We start from the raw sequence: 25,016 nt of genomic DNA, 5'->3' as shown, positions 1-25,016 counted from the left end.
GATCAGCAGGAGTCTCGCTTTTTATTTATTGAGCCGAATCAGCTCAAATGTTAATACATCCTCTTGATTTTCGGGATTATCGGGGTGGTTAATCGAAAGATAGAGCCCCTTTTCGCCTACAAAGAAATTAGTGGGGTAATAGGTGCCTGCTTCAAATCTCCGCTCGGTCAGGATATCTCCATTTTCATCCAAAACTATCACCACAAAAGGCCCCGGACTAGTTCTCAATGCCCTCAATTCCTCATCCGTTTCAAAAGTCACCGTCGGATAGGCAAATCGGTAATAAACTTTCCGATAGGGATCATAGACTAATGACTCATAGCGTGACTTGGAAAAGGCGTATTCATTGATTCCTCTACTATCTACGTCTTTGGCAAAAAAGGGCATTTGCTCATCCAAAAACTGACTTTTGGCATCCTTAGCACTCCATATTTCTGAGTTTTGCTCCGCAAGGTAAACGCGGTGATCCCCCATAAAAGAAACGAGCTTTTTCCCTCCCTGATTGACAATACTGTATTCCAGCTGCTTGTTGCCAAGATTTAGGTAATCTCCCGGAAAACCCAAAGGAAGCATTCGCACAGCCCCTGTTTCCAGATTAATGGCTACTTCCAATGCCAAGGTATCCAATTGAGATTGGGTGAATTCTGTAATTCTTCCATCTGCTCGGGTTTTAACAATTAAGTCTTTCCCGATTACAGCAGGAGGGGAAACATAATAGCTGTTATGTGGGAAAATGGTAGAATAGCCTAGGGGCAGCTCGAAGCGGATCCGGTTTTTAATTTTGCCGGAGGTGTCAGTGAGGATAATCCTTTTCCCAAAAGGTGGAAACAGAAAAATACTGTCCAGACTTTGGACATGAAAGTATTGAAAATCAACTCCCTGATCTCCTTCCCGTTCAAAGGTCAACTCCTTGACCAAGCTCTGACTCTCCAGATCGAAGATTTGCAGGGAATTGGTTATCTCGTTAACATTGAAAAGAAGTGGTTTTTTTCCGCCGAAATATTCCAGCCTCATACTGATATTGGGAGTCTGATCGTCAAGCGATAAACTGATTTTCTCTGCGGAGGGAACCAACTCCCAGACTTTAGACTTGTCCTCTCCCTGCTTTTGACAGGAAAATAGAAGGAGTGAAAAAAGGGCTGAAAAAACAAAATTTGGATTAAACTTGTGCATTTTAAAATTGATTTAGGTCACGAACTAAAACTAATCAATAAGTAAAAAATCATTGCTTTTATTCGAGTTTTGCAATATCGAAGGCCATCAAGTGTTTTTTAAGTTGATGATGGTACTTTCAGAAGAGCCGTTTAAGCTTCCCCAGATGGGGACCAATGGATAAATGAGACAAAAATTAATAGGTATAATTTGGATGTATTATTCAAAAAAAATATCAAGCGATTAATTCATAATCCACTTTGAAAGGAGAATCAGAATGCTTGGACGCATTCAAAATCTCGATTCTAATAATGTTCCCATGGTCATCATAATCAATGATAACTCCAGGTTTTGATTCTTCACTCTCGGCCACTTCTCCTTCCGAAATTTGAATCAACAGCACATCCACTTCTTGATTATAGGTCACTTTCATTTTTCCAGTATTTAAGAACTTTGCTGGTTTTATAAACGGTCACAACCAATTTGGGATTTTTTATCCGGTTAACAAAAACACGAATCAGATAATCTTCAGCTTTGAGATTTTCAAACTTAGATTGATAGATTTCTATATCAGAAATTTCAGATTCCCAAATCAACTGATGTGGATTATTCAAAACTTGAATAATCTGAGATTAAGGAATTCCTCTGATACTCATTTGCTCTACCGCATGTGTTGAAAAATCAAAGTCCATAAAAAAGCCAAAAACAAAATCAATATACTCTCAATAATTCACCTACCTCATTTTTGGTCAAAAAATTTCCTAGAAGGAGATAATGAATGAATACAACGAATTTTGGCCTTACTTTCACATTTGAACCTACTCCAAAATGAAACAACAACTCGGACAACTCGCTCTTCTGGTCAGCGACTATGACGAAGCCATTCGCTATTTCACAGATGTGTTAGACTTTGAGCTATTGGAAGATACCGTGATGAGTGAAAGCAAACGCTGGGTGAGAGTTTCACCTCCCGGATCCTCTTGTCACTTGCTATTGGCTAAAGCAGCCAATGAAGCTCAGCAGCAGCAAATCGGGTTTCAGGCGGGAGGACGTGTATTTCTGTTTCTTTATACCGATGATTTTTGGAGAGATTATCGAAAATACACTTCCAGAGGTGTGGAATTCGTCCGGGAACCCGCAAAAGAGGCTTATGGAACTGTATCCGTATTTAAAGATTTGTATGGAAATTTGTGGGATTTGATCGAACCCGTAAAACAGTAAGCAGTCTCAGTTTTCAGTATTCAGCAAAAAATAGTCAATATGGAACCACAACCCAACAATCCACTTCACGGCATTCGACTGGATGATATCCTGCAACATTTGGTGGAGTTTTACGGCTGGAAAGAACTCGGCGAACGGATCACGATCCGTTGCTTTACCCATGACCCTTCGATTGGGTCAAGCTTGAAATTTCTCAGAAAAACACCTTGGGCAAGAGAACGGGTGGAGGGGCTTTACCTGAAGTCGCTGAGAGATGGGAAAAAGGGTTGACAAAATTGAATTTTTGATTTCCTAACTGTATTTGTCGGATGACCGGTGTCAGATGTCCGATGAAATTCAAATTCAGATGTTTAATAGTTTTTTCAAGCGCTTGATACAACCTACTTAACACCTTAAACAAAGCTTATATTTTACTTCATGATTATCCGGTTTTATACCAGTAGCCTTAATTAAAAGTAGATTTGTCTAAAAAATTAGAATTTAGGGTCATCGGTCACTTGTACTGAGCGAAGTCAAAGTATCCGACCCCTTGAACATAAGGTCAAGGTAATTCGCCTCATTACGGATGATCAAATTATTTTCTCATCGACTCATAGATGATGTCGTGAATCTTAGTCCGAATACCCTCATTGAGGAGTTTGTTGTTTTCGGCGTCCGGATAAACCCGGTTTGACAGAAAAACATAAACCAGCTGATTTTCTGGGTCCGCCCAAACACAAGTACCGGTAAAGCCTGTATGCCCAAAGGTACTTTTTGGAGCAAACTTGCTTGCCGAACCACCTTTTCCCGCTTCGGGTTCCGGTTTATCCCAACCCCAACCCCGACGGCTTATATTGGATTGGCGCTTGGTAAAGGCATCCACAGTTGCTGGATCGAAGAGCGTAATTCCCCCATAAGTCCCTTTATTCAGCATCAGCTGCATCATGACTGCAAGATCATTGGCAGTACCGAAAAGTCCTGCATGACCAGCGACCCCACCATACATCGCTGCTCCTGGATCATGTACAAAGCCCTGAACCTGACGTTTTCGGAAAGCCACATCGTTTTCTGTCGGTGCAATTTTTTCCAATGGCATTTTGAGATAGGGATTGAATGTCAGCGTCTTTAAACCCAAAGGGGCATAGAAATTTTGATCCAAAAATTCATCCAGTGGCTGGTTGACAATCCGCTCGACCACTGCCTGCATGAAGTACATCGTCAAATCAGAATAGACATATTTGTAAGGTTTGGGAAGTAATTCAGACTGAACGGTCCAGTTCCAAATACTGTCTCTGAGTGCGTCTTTCCCATACATATCATTCGAAACTGGTCTGCTGAAACCCGTCTCTAATGAGGCCTTATAATAGTCCCCACGCCATTGTCCGGACTGGACGGTTTTGGCATAATAGGGAATGAATGCCTTGAGTCCTGATTCATGAATCATCACATTCTTTAGGACAAGGTTGCCTTTGTTGGTGTTTTTCAGCTCAGGCAAATAATCCCCCAAGGTCTTATTCATATCCAATTCACCACGGCTTTTGAGAAACATTGCCGCTTGCGTGGTAGCAAGAACTTTAGTGACTGATGCCAAATCGTATACCGTTTCTTTAGATACAGGGACTGTCTTTTTATAGTCTAAAAAGCCGTAAGAACGCTCAAATACCACTTTCCCGTCTTTTAAAACCAAAACATTGGCTCCGGGTGCAGCCTGAATCTGAATCATTCGTTGGGCCACTTCATCAATTTTATCCAAAACTTCAGATTTCAATCCCACACTCTCGGGAGTGCCATACGAAAGTCGATTGGCGTCTGACAGGTATCCCCCCACTCCATGGGAATATTGTCCGCTGACGGTAACGGGTAAAATCCCCTGACTTGACCTACCTCCAAACAGCACTTGAGGAACAAGCTTTTGTGTTTCGGAGGAGTTCTCATACGCCAAGACTACATTGCCCATCCCTTCCAGGGCCTTGGCCCCATAAGCATTACCAAACAGGACAGTGACCACTTTTTGCCTTTTCTCCAAGGTTCGGATTAGTTGAATATCCCCGGGAGCAATTCCAAAGGCACGCTGTGGACTGTTGGTCACGCCCATCAAGCCTACCACAACCACATCATAGTCTTCCAATTGCTTAATCAGATTGTAATGGGCGGATTCTCCTGCCGCCTTTTGTACAGTGAAATGGTCTACTTGGGTATAATTTTTTAGATTTTGATTAAAAACTTTTCCATCGTCCCCAATTGTCAAGCTGGCAAATTTTCTGAGATCCAAGTTTTGAAAAGGCAAAAGATCACCTTTATTGGATGCTACGGTGATGGATTCGGCATAAAGATTTTCTATGACTTCAGCGGTTTTAGGCGTATTGAGACGCTCTGCAATTTTATAGGTATCTATAGGTTTGTACTTATCCAGACCTGCCCAATATTTTGCTTTTAAGATTTTCATGACCCGTCGGTTTATTTCCGACTCTTTAATCAAACCACGCGCTACGGCATCTTTAATAAGAGCTTTGGCCTTGGGGACATCTTGGGAGTATAGTAACACATCATTACCGGCAAGTAGTGCTTTCAGATCTACTTCTCCGGGTTTGCTGAAATTTGCCACACCTTTCATGTTCAGCGCATCAGTGAAAATCAAACCCTGGAAATTCATCCTATTTTGAAGCAAATCGGTCACGATCGGTTTGGAAAGGCTGGAAGGAATATTGGAGCCCTGATCCAAACTAGGGACATTGAGGTGGGCAACCATCACTGACATTAAATCTTCTCTGAAAAGCTCCTGATACGGATATAGATCCACATCCCATATCCGCTTCTCGGCGTGCTTGATTACAGGTAAGGAATAGTGGCTGTCGGTATCTGTATCACCGTGCCCTGGAAAATGCTTTGCATTGGCAATAACACCGTTGTCTTGTAAGCCCTTCATATAGGCAACTGCACGACGAGTGACCGTTTCTTTATTTTCTCCAAAAGCCCGGTATCCAATTACCGGATTGTTGGGATTGGAATTGACATCTACTACCGGAGCAAAGTTGATATGCATCCCCAGTTCCTTAAACTGGCGTGCGATCTCAGCACCCATATCATAAATCAATTTTTGATTTTGAATCGCTCCCAAAGTCATCGCCTTGGGGAAGTTCGGAACTGAATCCAAACGCATTCCTATTCCCCACTCGGCATCCATTGCGATAAAAAGTGGCGTTTTTGATTGAGCCTGATAATAGTTGGTTAGCCTAGCCTGTCGATTTGGTCCTCCCTGAAAAAATATCAAACCGCCCAAATTTTCGATTTTTATCAAATTGCTGATCTCATCGACATGCTTTTGATCTTTGTTGGAATAGGCTGCTACCATAAAAAGCTGTCCTAATCTTTGATCAAAATTCATGGCTGAAAACACGCTGTCGACCCAATGCTTTTGTTCAACACGATCACTACTGATCAATGGGTCCTCATTGGCCACAAAAGGATCGACTTTACCTGATGTAGCTATTCCTAGCAACATCAAAAGTGCTATCGGACCCCAAAGCTTCCTTTTCATTAACGAGATCAATTTTTTATCCTTAACTTTCAAAATATATTTGTGTAGGCTATGAATATATTAAATTCTACGAGTCTTTTCTGCTTTTTTCAAAGCCTGTAAAAGACTTTCAATTGAATGTAACAAAGATTGGGCAACATTACTTGAGGTTTAAGGTTTAAAAACGTAAACAAGGGTCTATTCGGTATATTTAATCCTTGAGCCTCCTCGTTTTCCCCTAATAGCCGGCCCAAACGCTAACCGAGTTTATTATGAAATTTCCCTCCTTATTCCGTACCGCTTCACCGATGCGGTATGATATCAAACCACGCTACTACGATCCTGTCAAAGAGGAAATCGAACAACGAACCTCCAGAATAAAAAGGGAATTGGCAGAGCAGGGGATTTTGAATTCGGAAAATGAAGATTCCCTGGAAAATTTTAGCTCGGGAATCCGGGGTTCCTTCTCTCAATACCGAGGAATCAAGCCGAGAGAAGCCAGCGTTTTCAGTTCAACTGCTATAATCCGTACCCTTCTATTCTTGGGAATGATCCTAATGGCATTCGGGTACATTTACATCGGGCCTGATATTTTCACTTATCTGCTTTACCTGGGCTTACTGGTTGCCGGGGTTTATTTCTTTTTTAGACTAAAAAATAGGTCAAAAGATGAGTAACATCATCCAACTTCTTCCAGATGCAATTGCCAATCAAATTGCCGCCGGGGAAGTAGTACAGCGCCCTGCTTCCGCCTTAAAGGAACTTTTGGAAAATGCCGTGGATGCAGGCGCAACTCATATTCAAGTGGTGATCAAAGATGCCGGGAAACAGCTGATTCAGGTGATTGACAATGGAAAAGGAATGTCGGCCACCGATGCGCGAATGAGTTTTGAGCGGCACGCGACATCCAAAATCAGAACATCGCAAGACCTTTTTGCGATTCGGACTTTCGGGTTCAGAGGAGAGGCGCTGGCCTCCATTGCCGCTGTAGCCCAGGTGGAACTGAAAACGCGACAGACCGAAACCGAACTGGGTACTTTGATTCAAATCGAGGGCTCCGAAGTGAAAAAACAGGAGCCAGTAGCTGTACCGGTAGGAACTTCCGTGGCGATGAAAAATTTATTTTTCAATGTTCCTGCGCGTCGGAATTTCCTGAAATCGAATCCTGTGGAAATGCGTCACATCGTAGACGAATTTCAGCGGGTAGCACTTTCCTATCCGGAAGTCGCCTTTTCACTTTTTCAGCAGGATTTGGAGGTTTTTAGCCTACCTTCGGGGAAATTGAGTCAACGAATTGTTTCACTTTTTGGCAAAAGCTATCAGGGTCAATTAGTCCCCTGCAATGAGGAAACCCTACATGTCAATGTGAAAGGCTACATCGGAAAACCTGAAAATGCCAAAAAAACCCGTGGAGAGCAGTTTTTCTTTGTCAACAACCGCTACATCAAAAGTTCATACCTGCATCATGCCGTGAGCTCGGCATTTGGAGGGCTGATTCAGAATGATCAATTCCCCTTTTATGTTTTGTTTCTTGACATCGATCCGGCACATATTGACATCAATGTCCATCCTACTAAGACCGAAATCAAGTTTGATGACGAGCGAACTGTCTATGCTGTAATCCGATCAGCAGTGAAGCAAGCTTTGGGAGCCCATCATGTGATGTCGGCACTTGACTTTTCTCTGGATGTGAATTTTCAGGAAAATTGGGCCTCAAATCCCGACACCAAGGTGCAAGTCGACCGAGAGTACAGCTATAAAACATTCAACACACCGGAGTTTAAAAAATCATCAGTCTCAGGCTGGGAACGCTTATTTGAAGGGAATTTTACTCCTACCCCATCTGCGGCACAGAATTCTGAGGAAGACCCGGAATTCCTGACCTTCCCAAGTCGGGCCACCTCGGATGAATCGAGATTTTTGATTCCTCCTCAGGAATCCGAGGCAACCGGCACTACATTTCAGGTTGAGTTGAGCTACATCATCGCACAAATGTCAACAGGATTACTGATCGTAGATCAACAATCCGCACATGAACGAATCTTATATGACCGCTACTTACGGCAACTTCAATCTTCCCAAGGTGCTTCTCAGCAATGTCTTTTCCCTCCGACAGTCCAACTGAATGCCGGAGATTTCGCCTTGGTGATGGATATGCTTCCGGAGCTTTATAGTTTGGGATTTATTGTGGAGGAATTTGGCAAGGATACAGTTTTGATTCAAGGTGTGCCCGCAGATGTGCAGGTAAAAAATGAAAAAGAACTTTTTGAAGGTTTGGTGGAGCAGTTTAAAAACTTCAAAAATGAGCTATCTCTGGATAAACGGGAAAATTTGGCCCGCTCTCTTTCCCGCAGAGCCTCCATCAAAAAGGGGCAAAAGCTGAACCCTCAGGAGATGGAAACACTGGTTGGTCAGCTTTTTGCCAGCCAAAACCCGAATTATTCCCCTGCGGGGAACAAAACTTTCGTGAAATTGGATTTAAGTAGCATTCACTCCTTCTTCGGAAAATAACATGTTTAGAAATATCACCCCGGTCGTACAAAATCTTCTCCTGATCAACATTATCGTTTTTTTGGTTGCAAATTTTGTTTTTCCCGTTTTGAATGAATGGTTTGCACTTTATTTTATTCAAAGTGCTTATTTCAAGCCATTCCAATTCCTGACTTACATGTTTATGCATGCCGATTTTTGGCACCTTTTCAGCAACATGTTCGGTCTATTGATTTTTGGCCCACTGCTGGAGCAATTTTTGGGACCAAAAAAATTATTCATTCTTTGGATGGTTTGCGGTATTGGTGCAGGAGTCCTGTATTCAGGCTATTCCATGTATGAGTATAAAAAATTGGAGGACAAGGTGCTTACTTTTGAAGCTGATCCCGATCCTGAATATTTCAACAAACTTGTTTTAGAAAATCGAGGGTACTTTTCCCCGGAAGTATTTGATTTTGTGGGCGATTTCAGCAGAAATCCCGAGGATCCAATGTTTATCGAACGGGCAGAAAAAACACTTCAGGCGATCCTGAGGCTACGATCCAATCAGCCTATGGTCGGTGCATCAGGTGCCCTTTTTGGAATTTTAGTGGCCTTTGCCATGCTCTTCCCAAACACACAGCTGTTCTTACTGTTTCCACCTATGCCTGTCAAGGCAAAATATTTGGTGGGAGTCTATGCACTTTATACCATTTATAACGTATTCGTAAATAACCCGACAGATAATGTGGCTCATTTTGCCCACTTGAGTGGTTTGGTGGTTGGGGCTGTATTGGTTTACAATTGGAAAAAGGACAGAAATAGCTTCTATTGATATGTACGGTGGTTTTTGGGATAATCTAAAGAATGCCTTCCGGCATAGCGACAACAGCCTTTTTAAGCTGATTGCGATAAATATTCTCGTATTTTTTGGTCTGTTGGTCGTCCGTGTAATATTTACAATCAGCGGATTTGGGGAGCTATACAAAGCAGCTTTGAGCTACCTGATGATGCCGGCTTATCTTCCTAAAATAGCCACACAGCCTTGGTCAATTCTAAGCTACATGTTTTTGCACGAAGGATTATTTCACATCCTTTTCAATATGCTTTTTCTCTATTGGTTTGGGATGCTGATCCACCAATACCTTGGAAGTAGAAAGCTTGCGAACTTGTATATTTTAGGCGGGATTTTCGGAGCCTTGTTTTATGTTCTGATCTACAATCTTGCACCCTACTTTAGTGGATCAGTAGAAAGCTCGATGATGCTTGGAGCTAGTGCTGGGGTATTTGCGATAGTTGTTGGTGCAGCGACTTTGACCCCCAATACAACTTTCTTTTTGCTGATCCTCGGACCGGTGAAGATTGTTTACATCGCAGCTTTTTATGTGATTTTGTCTTTTGCCAACTCAATTGGAGCAAACGCCGGGGGAGAGATCGCTCACTTGGGAGGAGCACTTTTAGGCTATTTCTATATCGTACAACTTCGGCGGGGTACTGACTTGGGGGTCCCTGTTCAGAAAATCGGAATTTTCTTCGAAAACCTTTTTAGTCGCAATCGAAGCAATGTCAAAGTGAGTTATCGAAAAGCAAAGACAGGCAACAATGGAGGTTTTGGTGGCTTCTCATCCAAACCAAACGTGAGTCCAGCTCAAAAAACCCAAGAAACCACACAAGAAGACATCGATAAAATCCTAGATAAAATCGCCGAAAAGGGCTATGATGCTCTGAGCAAAGAAGAGAAAAGGAAGTTGTTTGAGTTTAGTAAGAAATAAGATTCAAAGGAATTCAGCTGAATCCCATGTAGATTCTTAAAGCGGAAAAGCCAAGCCTACCCGAAAGCTGGGTTCTTGCCTAAACTGGCTTTGAAACTTAAACTCAGTGCTCAAGCCCACCCATTCCGTCAGCACAATGTAAGCACCCACTCCGGCATTGGCACCCACATAGTCTCGTTTTGTGCCGGGTTGACCCGGTTGATTGTTTTCAAATGTCTGACTGTATCCGGCAAGAAAATATAGCTGGGAAGGTCCCTCTGTGACATAGTATCGAAGATCGAAACTGAAATTGCTGAAGTTCCCCACTTTCGGGAAAAATTTAGTAAAGCTTGGCATTACCGCAAACTTGTCTGCAAAAAAGAATTCTAGTCCTCCAGCTGCCCCAAATTCATTGAATCTTAAGCCATACGTCCCAAGGGCATGGATCCGGGAATCCCCTTTTTCCTGAGCCATTGAAAATGTGGAAATCGCAGCGCAGAGTACAAAAACAATCAAAGCCTTTTTCATTTTTCTAAGTTTTTCGAAAAAGGTAAGTGGCTTTGCTGAGTTTTGCAAGTGACTATTCAATCACTTTGACCACTCTGCCTAATCTTCCTTCGGCATCCATTCCCTCCACAATGATCAATTGTCGCTTAGCAACATCCGTATTATAGAACTCAAGCTTCGCTTTGCCTGCGGCATCGGTTTTTATTGAAGGATTCCAATAAATCGTCGCTCTGCTGTCAGTGATGGCGTTTTCGGCAGTTTTCACATCATACTTAGGGCTGTAGAATTCCCGCGGTGAAGCATAGCCTCCGTATTTGGTAACCAAGGTGCCCCCTACACTTTTGTAATTCATTCCCGCGCCGGTTTTGGTATATACTGCGATGACTCCATTGGCACCCTGTGCACCAAAAATCGCAGCACGTGCAGGATCTTTGAACACATCTATACTCGAAACATCCCTGGGATTGATCTGAAGTAGAGTTTCCGCATCCACAGGTGCATTATCCAGTAAGTAAAGTGGATCAGTACCGGCATTTGCAGATCCCACACCTCTGATCCGAACGGATACAGCCAAACCTGAAACAAACACCTGAACACCCGAGACCCGTCCTTGAATCAGTTGAAAAACATTGGTAAAGGCAATAGTACCCGGTATTTTGTCCGGATTGATGGTGACATCTCCTGTTCCATACATTTTCCGGATTTCTTCGTCTTCTCTTTCAATCGTCTTAGCCTCCACGGTGACTCCCTCCAAGTCAAGGATATTTTGATCATCCTTCATTTGTTGCAGTAGGTTTCTTTCAGCAAAAGTGGCCGCCAAACCTTCCGGCCAGACGATCTGATGAGGATACTCACCTTCGATTTTTGAAAATACGGCATCAGGCTCAATGATACTCACATACACAAATGTTTTGACCCGATTGTCCACTGCCGTAATGGTGACCGTAACCGAATCTTGATAGTCCAATTCGGCAAAAATAAATCTGCCGTTTGGCCCAAATTCCGAGGACACAATTTCTACTCCATCACCCAAAACCGCATTGACTTTACCACCGCCAAGTCCCTTCTTGGTTTCAGTTTTTTCCTTTACCTGACCTTCGATAGTGATTCCCCGCTCAATAAAATTTTTGATTTCAGGCAGTTTACCCGCCATTACATCATCCCAAGAGAACCGTCTCCATCCGTGAGTCAACATCACCAAATCAAGCAACTCTAAGGTCTCTGCTTCCTGATTCTTGAAGTAATGCCCAGGCTGATGGATTTTCCCACGCAAGTCTGATGTCAGTAATAAGGAGGAAAATATAGAACCGAAGGCATCTGACTCATCGCTCACCTGATCCGCATCTGTCACAGCCATGGAAAATGAGCCTTCCATGGGCTGATTTTGGAATAAACTGGAGAGATCTAAGCCAATTTTCCCTCTCGGATTGATAGGACTGGAGCTGGTAAGCTCAAGTTTCAAAAAGTCATCTTTTTGAACAAAAATCAGCCGCTCCAATAAGGGCTTACCATCTGAACTTAAAATCGTAATATGATTGATTCCGGTAATCAAATTTTCCCTTGGAATCCGAATCCCCCAAACGCCGTTGGCCAAAACCCCCTGAATCATGTAATTGATCACTCCCCGAGTCTGAGAAACCAGCAAAAGTGAATTAGGCTCGTATTCGCCTTGTACAAAAACTGTAACAAAAGAGGCAGATGGGTTATTGACTACCTGAACTACCAAGCCTCGGGAATCTGCTTTTGGAAGTGAAACAGACCGCGTCTCACCTGTTTTTGGATTGGTAATATTGGCAGCATTATCCGCTTTTGTTGGAGTGAATTCCAGCTTTCCCATCCCTCCGAAACGCGACGAAAATCCCTGTCCTTCAATTTCCCCCCGGATGTCAACGGGCGTTCCATCAGGGTCTATAGCCCGAAATGCCACATTTGATTTTTTTCCAATCACTAAATGTCCTCCCTCTGGAAGAAACTGAATATCCGCCAGTTTTAATGCATAAGGAAGCCGAATGGTTTGTGTGACCGGATAATCTCCGTTTTCAAAATAAGTTAGTTCAAGGCTTTGGCTTGGGTTTACCATTTCAGGGATGGAGAATGAAAAGGATGCTTGACCCTGCGTATTCAAAGAAAGTGATTGCTTGTGCAGTTGAGTTTCTCCAGCCAAAGCTCTTAACTCTAAAGTTTGATTGCTAAGCGGATTACCTGAGGTGGAAACTGCTTCAATTTCCACCTGATATTTGACTTGTCCTGCCGTGGCACTGATTTCTTTGAAGTCAACTTTGGGCAAAAAAGAGCCCGCCGCACCATCTACCACCACAAATGAACTGCTGAGAAAATAGGCCTCGCCAAAATTCCTCATCCATGCGGTGTAAGCTTTGATCTGATAGGTTCCTGTTTTTCCAAATCTTGGGATTTTAAAGTCTCCGGCACCAAGACCATTTTCGATTCTTATTTTTCGCTGCTCCAGCAAGAGTCCTTCACCATCGAATATATCGACGTAAAGTGTGCGGCTTAGCGGAGAGGGAATTTGATTGCTCCCAGCCAATAAATACGCACTAAACCAAACATCTTCGCCAAGCGTGTAGGTTCGCTTGTCTAAATGAAGGTAGGATTTCTCAGTTGGGAATTCTCTTTGGATACTTTGAAAATAAGTTTGGATCTTTTCAGGGAGACTTTCCTGACCAAAACTTGGAATTGCAATAAGAAACAAGGCCGCTGTAAGCCGCTTGGAAAAAAAGATTTTCATCGGTAGAATAGTTGGTTCTTAAAATCGAAAGTAATAAAACTACTTCTTGTTTTAAATACAAATAAAAAACTCTTAACTATTGATTAGCTGTGCCACTTCGTTTTTGTTGGCCAGCTGACCGCATGCCGCGTCGATGTCCTGACCTCGGGATTTTCGGACCTTGGCGATGATCCCGTTTTGCTCCAATATCCGCACATACATATCCACTGCCTCTTGTTTTGCCTGACGAAACTCACCTTCATCGATCGGATTGTATTGGATCAGATTCACTTTGGAAGGAATGATTTTGCAAAATTTAGCCAGTGCCCGGGCGTGCTTTTCATCGTCGTTGATCCCATCCCAAATGACGTATTCATAAGTCACTTTCCGCTTGGTCTTTTGGTACCAATACTTCAGGGCTTCTCCCAATTCCTCCACGGGATTGGAATCGTTGATTGGCATGAGTCGGGATCGAGTCTCATTGATCGCAGAGTGAAGCGAAACGGCAAGGTTGAATTTGACTTCATCGTCAGCCATTTTACGGATCATTTTGGTCACGCCGACTGTAGAGAGTGTGATTCGGCGGGGTGCCATCCCCAGGCCTTCGGGCGAAGTGATTTTATCAATCGCCTCAATCACATTGGCATAATTCAGAAGTGGCTCTCCCATCCCCATGAAAACAATGTTGGTAAGCGGGCGCTGGAAGTAAGTTTCCGCCTCTTCTTTGATCGCCACTACCTGATCATAAATTTCTCCCGGAGTGAGATTTCGCATGCGCTTTAACCGTGCGGTCGCACAAAAATTGCAATCAAGACTGCATCCTACCTGAGAGGACACACAGGCAGTGATTCGTTTGGTGGTGGGGATAAGTACCGATTCTACAATTTTATCATCAAAGAGTTTGACTGCATTTTTGATCGTGCCGTCAGAGCTATGCTGCATCAAATCCACTTGGATATGATTGATGATAAAGTTTTCCTTCAACATTTCCCTTGTAGAAAGGGAAATGTTGCTCATATCGTCGAAATTTTTGAGCGATTTATTCCAAAGCCAGTCGTAGACCTGCTTGGCTCGGAATTTTTTTTCTCCATTGGCTAAAAAATACTCCTCCAATTCGGTCAGGCTGAGTTTTCGAATGTCGATTTTCTGATTTTCCACGGGGCAAAGGTAAGTATTGAAAGATTGGAAAATTCCAAAATTGGAAAATTGTAAGAAGGTGGGATGGTGGGAAAGTTGGAAGTTGGTAAGGTTGTAAATTGTCAGGGTATTGGCATATCCAAGAAATGTATTCATTCTACAACAGGAGTATTGCTTTAGGTATAAATTTTATCAATCTGTATCCCATTTCCTTTTATCAGAAAAAAGCAGGGGATTCAGGAACTTATGACGTATTTTTGCACTTGAAATAGCTAAATCACCCTATGCGCCAATCTTGGTGGAAAATCCTTGCAATCGGTCTCCTGCTGTACACACTCACTGCCGGATTGATTATGGATGTGCCTCGGCTTCCGATCCTAAACGAAACGATCCGTGCACTTCACTTTCACGTGACTATGTGGTTCGGAATGATTCTGATGTTGGTAGTTGCTGTCATTTACAGCATCAAATACCTGCGAAGCAATAATCTCCGACACGATGACATGGCGATAGAATTTACCAATGCAGCCATCCTGTTCGGAGTCTTGGGAATTTTGACAGGTATGCTTTGGGCAAAATTCACCTGGGGAGATTATTGGAGTGGCGATCCTAAGCAAAATGCATCAGCCATAGGGATTTTGATGTATTTCGCTTATCTGATTCTCCGAGGCAGCATCACTGATCCACAACAAAGAGCGCGGATCGGCGCAGTCTACAACATATTTGCTTTCGCAGCCTTTATTCCGTTGATTTTCGTATTGCCCCGTCTGACTGACAGCCTGCATCCGGGAAATGGCGGAAATCCGGGATTCAATGCTTATGATCTGGATTCCAAGCTTCGAATGATCTTCTATCCTGCAATCCTGGGATGGACACTTTTGGGAGCATGGATAGCAACAGTAAGGGTAAGAATCCGTAGAGTGGAACGCCACCTAGAAGACAAAATGTTTAATTCCTGAAAGACGAAATCGAGTATGACTAGTTCGACACACAATTGGATGATATCGGAAATGCAAGATTCCACGTGGCCTTAAGAAAAACTTATAAACACATGAAAAAACTACTAACTATAGCTCTATTAATTTTCTCTTTGAGTGCTTTGGCACAGGAGAAAATTCCAGTTTCGGAAGCAGACTATTCAAACAATAGCGTAGAAATGGCGGACAAAATGCGAGCTGATGGAAAAATCTATGTTTTAGTTGGTATCATCACAATCATTTTCATCGGAATCACAGTTTATGTAGTCAATACCGATCGAAAGATTTCCAAACTTGAAAAAAATCTTACTTCATAAATTTCACATACAATGAAAAAAGGACACATCATCGGACTCGGAATTATAGCCATTGCAATTGTCATTATCATGACTTCCATCGGAGATGCAAGCAGCTATGAAAACTTTAATACTGCTTGGGAAATGAAGAATGACGGAGAAGACAAGTCAATTCACGTAGTTGGACAATTGAAAAAAAACCAAGCCGGCGAAGTGTCAGGCATTGAAGTGGGAGAAGATAAAGTTTCTTTCACTTTCCTTCTTATTGACAATGAGGGAACCGAGCAGAAAGTGTTTTATAACGAGCCTGTTCCTGCTGATTTTCAGAGATCTGAACAAGTGGTAGTCATTGGCTCGTATCGAGAAAAAGAAATATTTGTTGCGGATAAAATCCTGATGAAATGCCCTTCCAAATATCAGGAAACCGACGTGCAGGCGGCAGGAATGTGATGTTGAAAGCTATCTCAAGTAAAAAATCATGATCAATACCTTTGTGGGTAATCTTGGCCACCTGATGACCATCGTGGCTTTTGTGAGTGCATTGGTGACGGCATACGCCTACGTGCAGTATTTTCGTGCCAACGAAATTGAAAAAGCGAGTTGGAGAAGATTTAGCAGAATTAGCTTCTACATTCACACTGCCTCGACAGTGATGATTGCTTTTTCACTTTTTGAAATCATCTACAATCACCGCTACGAGTACTTTTATGCTTATTCACACTCGTCCAAAGCACTTCCTGTTCATTACATGATCTCCAGTTTCTGGGAAGGTCAGGAGGGGGCGTTCATCCTTTGGGCTTTCTGGAACGTGATTTTGGGCGTGATCCTAATCCAGACCAACAAATTCTGGGAAGCACCGGTCATGGTGGTTTTTGCCTTGGTTCAGGCATTTTTGATTTCTATGATTATGGGTGTGGTGATAGATGATTTGAAGATTGGCAGTTCACCCTTTATCCTTTTGCGTGACGCTACGCAGGCTCCTATCTTCCAATTGAATCCTGACTTTGTCCCGGAAGATGGGACGGGTTTGAATCCGCTTTTGCAAAATATCTGGATGGTCATTCACCCGCCGACCTTGTTCTTGGGATATGCCTCAACTTTGGTTCCTTTTGCTTTCCTTATTGGCGGCTTGGTGACGAAAAAATATTCTGAATGGATTCGCCCGGCCTTGCCTTGGGCGATTTTCTCTGCGATGATTTTGGGGATGGGGATTATCATGGGTGCGTATTGGGCCTATGTGACCTTAAACTTCGGTGGGTATTGGAACTGGGATCCCGTGGAAAATGCCGTGTATGTTCCCTGGTTGATTTTGGTGGCCTCGATCCATACGATGATCACCTTCAAGAAAAGCGCGACCGCTCTCAAGACCACAATAGTTTTAGTGATTCTGAGCTTCATCTTGGTCCTTTATGCCACTTTCTTGGTGAGATCAGGCGTGCTAGGCGATGCTTCGGTTCACTCATTTACCGACTTGGGACTATCGGGTCAATTGTTGATTTATATGTTATTTTTCTTGGTTATTGCTGTGTTTTTGGCGGCTAGGGCTTGGAAACATATTCCAACTTCCGAGAAGGAAGCTTCCGTTTACTCCAGAGAATTTTGGATATTCCTGGGTGCTGTGACTTTGGGTTTGATGGCCTTTCAGGTCATATTGCCTACTTCAATTCCTGCCTGGAATGCATTGGTGGAAAGCTTCGGCGGAATTTCCAACATGGCCCCTCCAGCAGATCAGGTAGCGTTTTATACCAGATTTCAATTGTGGTTTGCAGTGGCAATTGCTCTTCTGACCTCTGTTGGTCAGTTTTTCTGGTGGCAAAAAATCGATAAAAAAGCGTTAAAAGATGCTTTGATTACTCCATATATTATTTCAGTGTTGATATCGGCCGCAATCATCGTTTTGGCAAAAGTCTACGACTGGAAATACATCATCATCGTATTGGCAAGCACGTTTACGATCGTAGCCAATGCAGTCATTTTGCTGAAAATCCTTAAGAAATCAACTTTCAAATTGGCAGGTGGTTCTTTGGCACATATCGGATTGGGCATGATGCTCATCGGAATCATGTTCAGTTCCGGCTACTCGGATGTCATTTCCATCAATATGTCAGGTCTCACTTACAGCAACAGCTGGGAGGATGAGATGAACAAAGAACATGTCCTGCTTTGGATCAACAAGCCCACCCAAATGAAAGACTACACGGTAATCTACCGAGGTCGTGAGAAAAAAGTGGTGGGAGTCAATGAGTATGTGCCTGCCAAAATCCTTGAATCGACTGGTAAAGTCAATGAAGCTATTGCTTTGGCAGATTTTAAAGATCATTTCAAAAAAGGAGATGTAGTAAAGATTGTTCTTGAAGAAAACGACTATTTCAAAATCGATTACCTGCAGAACGAAACCTTGAAATTTTCATTAAGTCCAATGTCACAATTCAATGCAGGTATGGGCGGTCTGATCTCTTCCCCGGATTCCAAGATTTACCTAAATAAAGATTTGTACACCTACGTGGCAGCGATGAACGACTCTGAGGATCCAGAATGGAAAGAGGATGAGACATACGAGGCGGCACCGGGTGAGCAATTTTATATCGCTGACTTTGTGACCTATTTTGACGGTGCTGAGGTCCTCAAAGAGGTGGACGGATACCAACTCCAGGAAGGTGATATTGCCGTGAAGGCAAAGCTCCGAATTTTGGATTATGATGTAGAAAAAAGTATTGAGCCCACCTTTATCATCCGAAATAATCAAATCGGAAAACTCCCTGTAATCGACACAGAACTTGGCATCAAGGTGAGATTGGAAAATATCCTCCCTGAGCAAAATAAGTTTGTGTTCAAGGTCAATCAGTACCAAAAAGACTACGTGGTCATGAAGGCTATCGTGAAGCCCTACATCAATGTACTTTGGATCGGAACGATCATCATGCTGATGGGATTTACGGTCGCTATTTTCCGCCGATTTGATGAATTCCAAAAGATGCGGGATAAGGGATTAGAGTAATTCGATTTCGGATTTCGGATTGGGGATTTCGGATTGGGGATTTTTTCCCGTTCCAATCCGAAATCGCATATCCCACATCCGAAATCCGCTAACTTTGCGTAATGTTAGATTTCAAGCAGATACTGCCTGTATCATTGATCCTTTTCTCCGTAATAGATATTTTAGGTTCGATCCCGATAGTCATCAATCTTCGGAAAAAAGTAGGTCACATCAAATCAGAGCGAGCAACACTTGCCGCAGGACTTTTGATGATTGTATTTTTACTAGTCGGTGAGTCCATACTTCGACTGTTTGGTATTGGAGTGAGCGATTTTGCCATTGCAGGAGCCTTAATCATTTTTGCTTTAGGAGCGGAAATGATCCTAGGTATCGAACTTTTCAAACCGGACCCTGAAGCGCATCCATTGTACCCCGATCGCATTCCCTTTGATCGCAGGTGCAGGGACGTTAACAACTATCTTAACCTTGAAGGCGGAATTCGAGCAGGTCAATATTGGTGTCGGCATTCTGCTGAATCTGATTTTTGTTTATGCAGTTTTGAAAAGCACCACTTGGCTGGAAAGTAAACTTGGAAGATCTGGACTGGATGTTTTAAGAAGAATTTTCGGGATCATTTTGCTTTCTATTGCTGTCAAAATTTTCAAAACTAATGCCTTCCCTGTTGAGATCTTTAATTAATTTTAAAAAAGGAATTTCAGCGATTTTCCCGATTTTCACCACATGATTATCATTTTTACAGACGGAGCAGCCAAAGGCAATCCCGGTCCGGGTGGCTATGGGGCTGTCCTCAAATTCGGTCAGCACCGTAAGGAATTGTCCGAAGGATTTCGCCTTACTACCAATAACCGCATGGAGCTTTTGGCTGTGATTCGGGCCTTGCAGGAATTGAAAACCACCGAATTTCCGGTACAGATCTACTCTGACAGCAAGTACGTCGTAGATGCGATCGAAAAAGGTTGGCTGTGGGGCTGGCAGAAAAAAGGCTTCAAAGACAAAAAAAACCCGGATCTCTGGCTTCGCTACATTCCGCTTCACCTGAAATACAAGCCCAAATTCTTTTGGGTAAAGGGGCATGCCGGACATGCCGAGAATGAACGCTGCGATCAGTTAGCCGTAGCAGCGGCAGAAGGTTACGGATTAAAAGCTGATACGGGCTACGAAGAAAGTCTGAAAGGAAAGGCTGGATCTGGGCTTTTTTGAACATCCTAAAATAAGTCACTTCATTTTCCTAAAAAGTACAAATCGCATTGCCTTTCCCTCAGGGTTTGATATTTTTGTTCGAATCCTGTGCAAAGGGAATTTACTCCTGCCCTGCTAAAATTTCCTCTTTGGTTTTTTCCTTTTTATGTCATTAGAAGTCTCCCACTTAAGTAAATTTTATGGCAACCAAAAAGCACTCGATGAAGTGAGCTTTTCGGCTACTCCGGGAAGAATTCTGGGTTTTCTTGGCCCAAACGGTGCCGGAAAATCCACAACGATGAAAATCATCACGGGTTACCTCAGCGCTGATGCAGGTCAAGTGAAAATACTGGGAGAAAATGCGTTGGAAAACCCCAAATTTGTCAGCCCGAAAATTGGCTATCTGCCTGAAAACAACCCACTCTACCTTGACCTGTATGTCCGTGAATTCCTCGAATTTTCGGGAGGACTTTATGGGATGAGATCTTCGCACATCCGATCCCGCGTGGAAGAGTTGGTAAGAAAAACAGGGCTTTCAACCGAACAGCACAAGAAAATCGGTCAGCTTTCCAAAGGTTACCGGCAACGGGTTGGATTGGCCCGGGCATTAATTCACGATCCTCAAGTGGTGATTTTGGATGAGCCTACTACAGGCCTGGATCCAAATCAGTTGGTCGAAATCCGGAATTTAATCTGTGAAATCGCTAAAAATAAAACGTTGATCTTCTCCACCCATATCATGCAGGAAGTTGAGGCGATCTGTCATGATGTGGTAATCATCAACAAAGGAAGGATCCTGGCTGCAAGTCCGCTATCCGAACTCAAAGCAGGATCAGGGCAAGTAGAATTAATCCTGGAAACTGAGGAGGAATTGGAATTGATGTGGTTTGAAAAACTTGGAAAGGTCAAGTTTGGCAGCAAAGGGAATCAGCAATTGGTAATCGAAACAGCCGACCCCGTCGAAACGAGAAAAGTGCTGATGCAACTTATTGCCGAGCGGGGCCTGAACCTGAACAGCCTAAACCAATCCAAGAAAAATCTCGAAACCCTTTTTAGAGAAATTACCCAAAACCTATGAGGAGTCTTTATATAAGAGAAATCAACGCCTTTTTTGGTAGCCTTACCGGCTACTTGATTCTGACCTTGTTTCTTGTCGCATTAGGTTTGATCGTTTGGGTTTTTCCCGAAAGCTCGGTTTTGGATTATGGTTTTGCAGATCTGGAAGCCCTTTTTTCCTACACGCCCTATGTTTTTACATTTTTGATTCCTGCACTGTCTATGCGAGCTATCTCCGAAGAACGAAAAACAGGTACTTGGGAGCTTTTAAGGACTTCTCCACTTTCAATAATTCAAATCATCTCGGCAAAATACCTAGCCTTAGTTACTTTGGTTTTTTTGTCAGTCTTACCTACCCTTCTTTACGCCTACAGTATTGTGCAGCTTGGGGAACCGGTCGGAAATCTTGATTTAGCGGGCTTCTTTGGAAGCTGGATCGGTCTGTTGATGATCGGGGCTACCTTCGCAGCGGTAGGTTTATTTGCAAGTTCATTGACTTCCCAGCAGGTCGTTGCCTTCGTATTGGGTGTTTTTCTTTGCTTTGTGCTGTATTTTGGATTCACAGCCTTGTCGGGAATTCTTTCCGGTGACATCGCCTATTGGGTTGAGGAACTTAGCTTGAGTTATCATTACATCAGCCTTAGCCGCGGAGTGGTAGACAGCCGGGATTTATTTTTCCTTCTGGGAATGATTTGGGTGTTTTTGGGAGCTTCTGTTTTGGTTTTAAGAAACAAATGAAAAAATCAGGACTCCATACCGCAAAACCCTACCTGACCCTTTTAGCGGGGATTTTGATCTTGCTTTTACTGGGACAATTCCTTCGATTTCGAATTGATTTGACAGATGAAAAGCGATTTTCCGTTCATCCAGCCACCAAGGAATTATTGGAAAATCTGGATCGGCCGATTCATGTGGATATACTTTTGACAGGAAAAAATCTTCCGGGTGGCATGCGAAGATTACAAAAGTCAATGGAGGAAACCGTTCGGACATTTAACGCCTATTCTTCGGAAAATATCACAGTTTCCTATTTTGACCCACTGACGGTGACGGATTCACTTCAGGAGGAATTCATCTTCACTTTAGCCGATTATGGCATCAATCCAACCAATGTTTTTTTCAATCAAAATTCTGGACAGCAGACACAATTGATTTTTCCGGGGATTTTGGTGGCCGATGATGAATACGAAACCGGCGCACTGATTCTGAAAGGCGAGCAGGGAATGTCTCCGGATCAGATTTTGAATACATCCATCGAAAATCTGGAGTTTGAACTTAGCAATGCCATCCGAAAACTGGTCAATCCCGAGAAGGGAGCCATTGCATTGATCATCGGTCACGGAGAACTTTCCGAAGATGGCGGTTTTGGAATAGTAGAAGCACTTGATGGTCAATATGAGGTCTTCAAAGTTCCCCTTGACCAGGCTAAGTCTATTCAGGATCTGAGTACTTTTGGGGCGATTTTTATTGTCGGTCCCAAGCAAACTTACACCGATCGTGAGCTTTATCTCTTGGATCAGTATGTGATGCATGGAGGAAATCTTGTAATTGCCGCAGAGGGAGTCGAGGTGAATATAGCTGAGGCAGGAGGAAATGGCACCTTCTCTTTCCCCCTAGAAAATGAACTGGATCGCCTGCTTTTCCGCTATGGAGTAAGGATCAACAAGGACCTAATTCAGGATCTAAACTTTAGCTTCATACCCGTAATGGGTGGCAATTTTGGAAATCAAGAACAACTGGTTCCATTGCCTTGGCCATTTTATTTCAATGCAGGAAGAGTCACTACTCATCCGATCACCAAAACTCTGGATCAGGTCAATTATAGATTTGCAAGTAGTTTAGACACAGTCAAAGCAGATGGGGTAATTAAGACTCCTTTGATTTTTGGATCAGAAAATGCAAAAATCCTTCCTGCACCGTCAAGAGTAGCATTTTCGGATATGGAAAAAGCACCTAAAATGGAAGAATTCACCTTGCGCAACTTGCCTTTGGCTTATTTGCTGGAAGGTGAATTTACCTCACTTTTCAAAAACAGATTTGTACCCGAAGACTTTTCAAAAGACGATTTTAAGGAAAGCGGAAGAGGAAAAGTAGTTGTTTTTGGTGATGGATCGGTATTTCAAAGCCAGTTAAGCTTACAGGGAAAGCAGCCTTTGTTATTAGGTGAAGATCCTTTTGCCCAAACTACCTACGCCAATAAGCAATTGCTCCAAAACCTTGTTCAATTCCTCAGTGATCCGGAAGGCATCATAGCTTCCCGAACCCGATCACTACAAATCCGACCATTGAACAAAGTAAAAATCAGCCAACAGAAAACTTTTTGGCAGGGAGTCAATGTGGCACTTCCTGTTCTGATTTTAAGTCTCTTGGGTGGAATAATACTTTATCTTAGAAAGCGTAGGTATTCTACTAGCTGATTTAGGTTAATGTGAAATGCCCATGGTCCCGTATTTACGGGATCACACAGGGGGATGCCCCGAGCTATCGGGGCAGGGCATTCCATGTGACTAAAAAAATCAAATTATAAACAGATGAAATACCCATGTCGAAAGAGCGACACACAGGAGCATGATTATCTGGGGGTATTCCATGTGGCAATTAAAAACCAAATTATAAACACATGAAATACCCATTTCGAAAGAGCGACACACAGGAGCATGATTATCTGGGGGTATTCCATGTGGCAATTAAAAACCAAATTATAAACACATGAAATTAACAGGATAAATTTTCGGGGAAAGGGATTTTCGACCCATCGAATTAGCATTTTATTTATAAATTTACCCCACTGGATTTAAACTAAATACTAAGCCCTACGATATGAAATCGAGCGTTAGTCAAACATCCCCTATTGGGATGATCATTTGTAATGCGAGATTCCATGTGACCACTAATATAAAATCATAAACACATGAAATTTATTGTTTCCTCTTCTGCTTTGCTCAAGCAGCTTTCGGCCATCAACGGTGTCGTAACAACGAATCCGGTTGTTCCTATTTTGGAGAACTTCCTTTTTGAGATCAAAGATTCCGAATTGACCATAACTGCTTCTGATTTGCAGACTTCCATGATGACACAGCTTCATGTCGAGGCAAAAGAGGATGGAAATATTGCAGTACCAGCGCGTATTCTGATCGAAACTTTGAAAAATCTACCTGAGCAGCCGGTAACCTTCAGCATCGATCATGACACCTACGCAGTCGAAATAAGCTCAGACAACGGTCGATACAGACTAGCCGGCGAGAATGCGACGGATTTCCCAAAAATCCCAACCGTAAACAACGCAACAACTGTGGATATGTCCACAGAGGTGCTATCCTCTGCCATTTCAAACACCATTTTCGCAACAAGCTCTGATGAACTCAGGCCTGCAATGACTGGTGTTTACATCAATTTGAGCGATACTAATTCAACATTTGTGGCAACAGATGGTCACAGACTAGTACGGTACAGAAGAGTGGACATCGCTTCGGCAAACAGTACCAGTCTAATCATCCCAAGGAAAGCGCTCAACTTGTTGAAATCAACTCTACCCGGTGAAAATGTACCTGTCACCGTGGAATTCAACCAATCCAACGCCTACTTCAAGTTTAACAATATCAAGATGATTTGCCGTCTGATCGACGAGCGCTATCCTGATTACGAAAATGTGATTCCGGTTGACAATCCAAACCGCATGAACATTGACCGATTGGAGCTGTTGGGATCTTTGCGAAGAATTGCAATCTATGCAAATAAGACTACCCACCAGGTTAGATTGAAATTGACTGGCAGTGAATTGATGATCTCTGCAGAAGACTTGGACTTCTCCAACGAGGCAAACGAACGTCTTTCTTGCGATCACGAAGGTGAAGACATCGAAATCGGATTCAATGCCAAGTTCTTGGTGGAAATGCTCAATAATCTGAACTGCAAAGAAGTTAGCTTAAGATTCAGCGCTCCAAATAGGGCCGGTCTGATTCTCCCTGCCGAACAGGATGCTAATGAAGACATCCTCATGCTCGTCATGCCGGTAATGCTTAACAATTACGTATAACCTCATCCAATAATTT

21 protein-coding genes and 1 pseudogene are annotated in these 25,016 nt (G+C 42.9%); 16 read left to right on the top strand and 6 right to left on the bottom strand.

From position 1 onward, the window contains the following. Positions 1-21 precede the first annotated feature (21 nt). Positions 22-1,173 carry a DUF4221 family protein gene (locus BLQ81_RS06215; RefSeq protein ID WP_092729087.1) on the bottom strand — a complete coding sequence of 384 codons (1,152 nt, stop codon included), beginning with the start codon at positions 1,171-1,173 and terminating at the stop codon, positions 22-24. Positions 1,174-1,387: 214 nt separating this feature from the next. After that, positions 1,388-1,585, bottom strand: coding sequence for a DUF2283 domain-containing protein (locus tag BLQ81_RS06210; protein ID WP_092729086.1), 198 nt, complete (start codon positions 1,583-1,585; stop codon positions 1,388-1,390). A 395-nt stretch (positions 1,586-1,980) separates the two neighbouring features. Between BLQ81_RS06210 and BLQ81_RS06200 the strand changes: the two genes are divergently transcribed. Both BLQ81_RS06200 and BLQ81_RS06195 read left to right on the top strand, forming a co-directional pair. Continuing rightward, the gene (locus BLQ81_RS06200; RefSeq protein ID WP_092729084.1) at positions 1,981-2,373 is read left to right on the top strand and encodes a VOC family protein; all 393 of its coding nucleotides are present in this window, start codon (positions 1,981-1,983) and stop codon (positions 2,371-2,373) included. A 39-nt stretch (positions 2,374-2,412) separates the two neighbouring features. Next, positions 2,413-2,643: a VF530 family protein gene (locus BLQ81_RS06195; RefSeq protein WP_092729083.1), complete on the top strand. Its 231-nt coding sequence runs from the start codon at positions 2,413-2,415 to the stop codon at positions 2,641-2,643. Between the two features lie 304 nt (positions 2,644-2,947). On the opposite strand, the gene BLQ81_RS06190 is transcribed toward BLQ81_RS06195, so the two are convergent. After that, a complete protein-coding gene (locus BLQ81_RS06190) occupies positions 2,948-5,890 on the bottom strand; it encodes a glycoside hydrolase family 3 N-terminal domain-containing protein (protein WP_092729082.1) in 2,943 nt (980 codons plus the stop codon). Between the two features lie 251 nt (positions 5,891-6,141). Here BLQ81_RS06190 and BLQ81_RS06185 point away from each other — a divergent pair, with 251 nt between their 5' ends. From BLQ81_RS06185 to BLQ81_RS06170, 4 genes are read left to right on the top strand one after another with little or no spacing between them, the layout of a single operon-like run. After that, complete coding sequence (locus tag BLQ81_RS06185) at positions 6,142-6,546, top strand: hypothetical protein (RefSeq protein ID WP_092729081.1); 405 nt, start codon at positions 6,142-6,144, stop codon at positions 6,544-6,546. After that, entirely contained in the window at positions 6,539-8,380 is a 1,842-nt protein-coding gene (gene mutL, locus BLQ81_RS06180; protein WP_092729080.1) for a DNA mismatch repair endonuclease MutL, read from the top strand. The genes BLQ81_RS06185 and mutL overlap by 8 nt, the downstream gene beginning before the upstream one ends. A 1-nt stretch (position 8,381) precedes the next feature. Next, positions 8,382-9,173 (top strand): rhomboid family intramembrane serine protease, encoded by a 792-nt coding sequence (locus BLQ81_RS06175; RefSeq protein WP_092729079.1) that lies wholly within the window; start codon positions 8,382-8,384, stop codon positions 9,171-9,173. A gap of 1 nt (position 9,174) precedes the next feature. Further along, positions 9,175-10,110: a rhomboid family protein gene (locus BLQ81_RS06170; protein ID WP_092729078.1), complete on the top strand. Its 936-nt coding sequence runs from the start codon at positions 9,175-9,177 to the stop codon at positions 10,108-10,110. A gap of 36 nt (positions 10,111-10,146) precedes the next feature. Here BLQ81_RS06170 and BLQ81_RS06165 read toward each other — a convergent pair whose 3' ends face one another. The 3 genes from BLQ81_RS06165 to rlmN all read right to left on the bottom strand — a co-directional run bounded on the left by BLQ81_RS06165 (position 10,147) and on the right by rlmN (position 14,614). Next, positions 10,147-10,617 carry a hypothetical protein gene (locus BLQ81_RS06165; protein WP_245693190.1) on the bottom strand — a complete coding sequence of 157 codons (471 nt, stop codon included), beginning with the start codon at positions 10,615-10,617 and terminating at the stop codon, positions 10,147-10,149. Between the two features lie 52 nt (positions 10,618-10,669). After that, the gene (locus tag BLQ81_RS06160; protein ID WP_092729077.1) at positions 10,670-13,342 is read right to left on the bottom strand and encodes a TonB-dependent receptor plug domain-containing protein; all 2,673 of its coding nucleotides are present in this window, start codon (positions 13,340-13,342) and stop codon (positions 10,670-10,672) included. Positions 13,343-13,414: 72 nt separating this feature from the next. Then, a complete protein-coding gene (gene rlmN, locus BLQ81_RS06155; RefSeq protein WP_245693189.1) occupies positions 13,415-14,614 on the bottom strand; it encodes a 23S rRNA (adenine(2503)-C(2))-methyltransferase RlmN in 1,200 nt (399 codons plus the stop codon). Between the two features lie 128 nt (positions 14,615-14,742). Between rlmN and ccsA (BLQ81_RS06150) the strand changes: the two genes are divergently transcribed. From ccsA (BLQ81_RS06150) to dnaN, 10 genes and pseudogenes are all read left to right on the top strand, one after another. Then, positions 14,743-15,417 carry a cytochrome c biogenesis protein CcsA gene (gene ccsA / locus BLQ81_RS06150; protein WP_092729076.1) on the top strand — a complete coding sequence of 225 codons (675 nt, stop codon included), beginning with the start codon at positions 14,743-14,745 and terminating at the stop codon, positions 15,415-15,417. 92 nt (positions 15,418-15,509) lie between these two features. Next, complete coding sequence (locus BLQ81_RS06145; protein WP_092729075.1) at positions 15,510-15,752, top strand: CcmD family protein; 243 nt, start codon at positions 15,510-15,512, stop codon at positions 15,750-15,752. Positions 15,753-15,764: 12 nt separating this feature from the next. After that, positions 15,765-16,181, top strand: coding sequence for a cytochrome c maturation protein CcmE domain-containing protein (locus BLQ81_RS06140; RefSeq protein WP_092729074.1), 417 nt, complete (start codon positions 15,765-15,767; stop codon positions 16,179-16,181). A gap of 28 nt (positions 16,182-16,209) precedes the next feature. After that, on the top strand, positions 16,210-18,729 hold the full coding sequence (gene ccsA, locus BLQ81_RS06135) for a cytochrome c biogenesis protein CcsA (RefSeq protein WP_092729073.1): 2,520 nt from the start codon (positions 16,210-16,212) through the stop codon (positions 18,727-18,729). Between the two features lie 101 nt (positions 18,730-18,830). Continuing rightward, positions 18,831-19,407 (top strand): annotated as a pseudogene (locus BLQ81_RS06130) (MarC family protein). A gap of 42 nt (positions 19,408-19,449) precedes the next feature. Next, positions 19,450-19,929: a ribonuclease HI gene (gene rnhA, locus BLQ81_RS06125; RefSeq protein ID WP_092729072.1), complete on the top strand. Its 480-nt coding sequence runs from the start codon at positions 19,450-19,452 to the stop codon at positions 19,927-19,929. Positions 19,930-20,074: 145 nt separating this feature from the next. Further along, positions 20,075-20,986, top strand: coding sequence for a gliding motility-associated ABC transporter ATP-binding subunit GldA (gldA, locus tag BLQ81_RS06120; RefSeq protein ID WP_092729071.1), 912 nt, complete (start codon positions 20,075-20,077; stop codon positions 20,984-20,986). Further along, positions 20,983-21,702 (top strand): gliding motility-associated ABC transporter permease subunit GldF, encoded by a 720-nt coding sequence (gene gldF, locus BLQ81_RS06115; protein ID WP_092729070.1) that lies wholly within the window; start codon positions 20,983-20,985, stop codon positions 21,700-21,702. The genes gldA and gldF overlap by 4 nt, the downstream gene beginning before the upstream one ends. Further along, the gene (gene gldG, locus BLQ81_RS06110; protein WP_092729069.1) at positions 21,699-23,381 is read left to right on the top strand and encodes a gliding motility-associated ABC transporter substrate-binding protein GldG; all 1,683 of its coding nucleotides are present in this window, start codon (positions 21,699-21,701) and stop codon (positions 23,379-23,381) included. The genes gldF and gldG overlap by 4 nt, the downstream gene beginning before the upstream one ends. Positions 23,382-23,875: 494 nt before the next feature. After that, the gene (gene dnaN, locus BLQ81_RS06105; RefSeq protein WP_092729068.1) at positions 23,876-25,000 is read left to right on the top strand and encodes a DNA polymerase III subunit beta; all 1,125 of its coding nucleotides are present in this window, start codon (positions 23,876-23,878) and stop codon (positions 24,998-25,000) included. The last annotated feature ends 16 nt before the right edge of the window (positions 25,001-25,016 follow it).

This window comes from Algoriphagus alkaliphilus (assembly GCF_900103735.1).
Classification (GTDB): Bacteria; Bacteroidota; Bacteroidia; order Cytophagales; family Cyclobacteriaceae; genus Algoriphagus; species Algoriphagus alkaliphilus.
Note: the sequence above shows the minus strand (reverse complement) of the source record. Positions and strands in the feature narration are given on the sequence as shown.

What these genes read in the sequence shown, in the direction of transcription:
- BLQ81_RS06215 (WP_092729087.1), bottom strand. Translation starts at nt 1,173, where the DNA reads ATGCACAAGTTTAATCCAAATTTTGTTTTTTCAGCCCTTTTTTCACTC.
- BLQ81_RS06210 (WP_092729086.1), bottom strand. Translation starts at nt 1,585, where the DNA reads ATGAAAGTGACCTATAATCAAGAAGTGGATGTGCTGTTGATTCAAATT.
- BLQ81_RS06200 (WP_092729084.1), top strand. Translation starts at nt 1,981, where the DNA reads ATGAAACAACAACTCGGACAACTCGCTCTTCTGGTCAGCGACTATGAC.
- BLQ81_RS06195 (WP_092729083.1), top strand. Translation starts at nt 2,413, where the DNA reads ATGGAACCACAACCCAACAATCCACTTCACGGCATTCGACTGGATGAT.
- BLQ81_RS06190 (WP_092729082.1), bottom strand. Translation starts at nt 5,890, where the DNA reads ATGAAAAGGAAGCTTTGGGGTCCGATAGCACTTTTGATGTTGCTAGGA.
- BLQ81_RS06185 (WP_092729081.1), top strand. Translation starts at nt 6,142, where the DNA reads ATGAAATTTCCCTCCTTATTCCGTACCGCTTCACCGATGCGGTATGAT.
- mutL (WP_092729080.1), top strand. Translation starts at nt 6,539, where the DNA reads ATGAGTAACATCATCCAACTTCTTCCAGATGCAATTGCCAATCAAATT.
- BLQ81_RS06175 (WP_092729079.1), top strand. Translation starts at nt 8,382, where the DNA reads ATGTTTAGAAATATCACCCCGGTCGTACAAAATCTTCTCCTGATCAAC.
- BLQ81_RS06170 (WP_092729078.1), top strand. Translation starts at nt 9,175, where the DNA reads ATGTACGGTGGTTTTTGGGATAATCTAAAGAATGCCTTCCGGCATAGC.
- BLQ81_RS06165 (WP_245693190.1), bottom strand. Translation starts at nt 10,617, where the DNA reads ATGAAAAAGGCTTTGATTGTTTTTGTACTCTGCGCTGCGATTTCCACA.
- BLQ81_RS06160 (WP_092729077.1), bottom strand. Translation starts at nt 13,342, where the DNA reads ATGAAAATCTTTTTTTCCAAGCGGCTTACAGCGGCCTTGTTTCTTATT.
- rlmN (WP_245693189.1), bottom strand. Translation starts at nt 14,614, where the DNA reads ATGAATACATTTCTTGGATATGCCAATACCCTGACAATTTACAACCTT.
- ccsA (WP_092729076.1), top strand. Translation starts at nt 14,743, where the DNA reads ATGCGCCAATCTTGGTGGAAAATCCTTGCAATCGGTCTCCTGCTGTAC.
- BLQ81_RS06145 (WP_092729075.1), top strand. Translation starts at nt 15,510, where the DNA reads ATGAAAAAACTACTAACTATAGCTCTATTAATTTTCTCTTTGAGTGCT.
- BLQ81_RS06140 (WP_092729074.1), top strand. Translation starts at nt 15,765, where the DNA reads ATGAAAAAAGGACACATCATCGGACTCGGAATTATAGCCATTGCAATT.
- ccsA (WP_092729073.1), top strand. Translation starts at nt 16,210, where the DNA reads ATGATCAATACCTTTGTGGGTAATCTTGGCCACCTGATGACCATCGTG.
- rnhA (WP_092729072.1), top strand. Translation starts at nt 19,450, where the DNA reads ATGATTATCATTTTTACAGACGGAGCAGCCAAAGGCAATCCCGGTCCG.
- gldA (WP_092729071.1), top strand. Translation starts at nt 20,075, where the DNA reads ATGTCATTAGAAGTCTCCCACTTAAGTAAATTTTATGGCAACCAAAAA.
- gldF (WP_092729070.1), top strand. Translation starts at nt 20,983, where the DNA reads ATGAGGAGTCTTTATATAAGAGAAATCAACGCCTTTTTTGGTAGCCTT.
- gldG (WP_092729069.1), top strand. Translation starts at nt 21,699, where the DNA reads ATGAAAAAATCAGGACTCCATACCGCAAAACCCTACCTGACCCTTTTA.
- dnaN (WP_092729068.1), top strand. Translation starts at nt 23,876, where the DNA reads ATGAAATTTATTGTTTCCTCTTCTGCTTTGCTCAAGCAGCTTTCGGCC.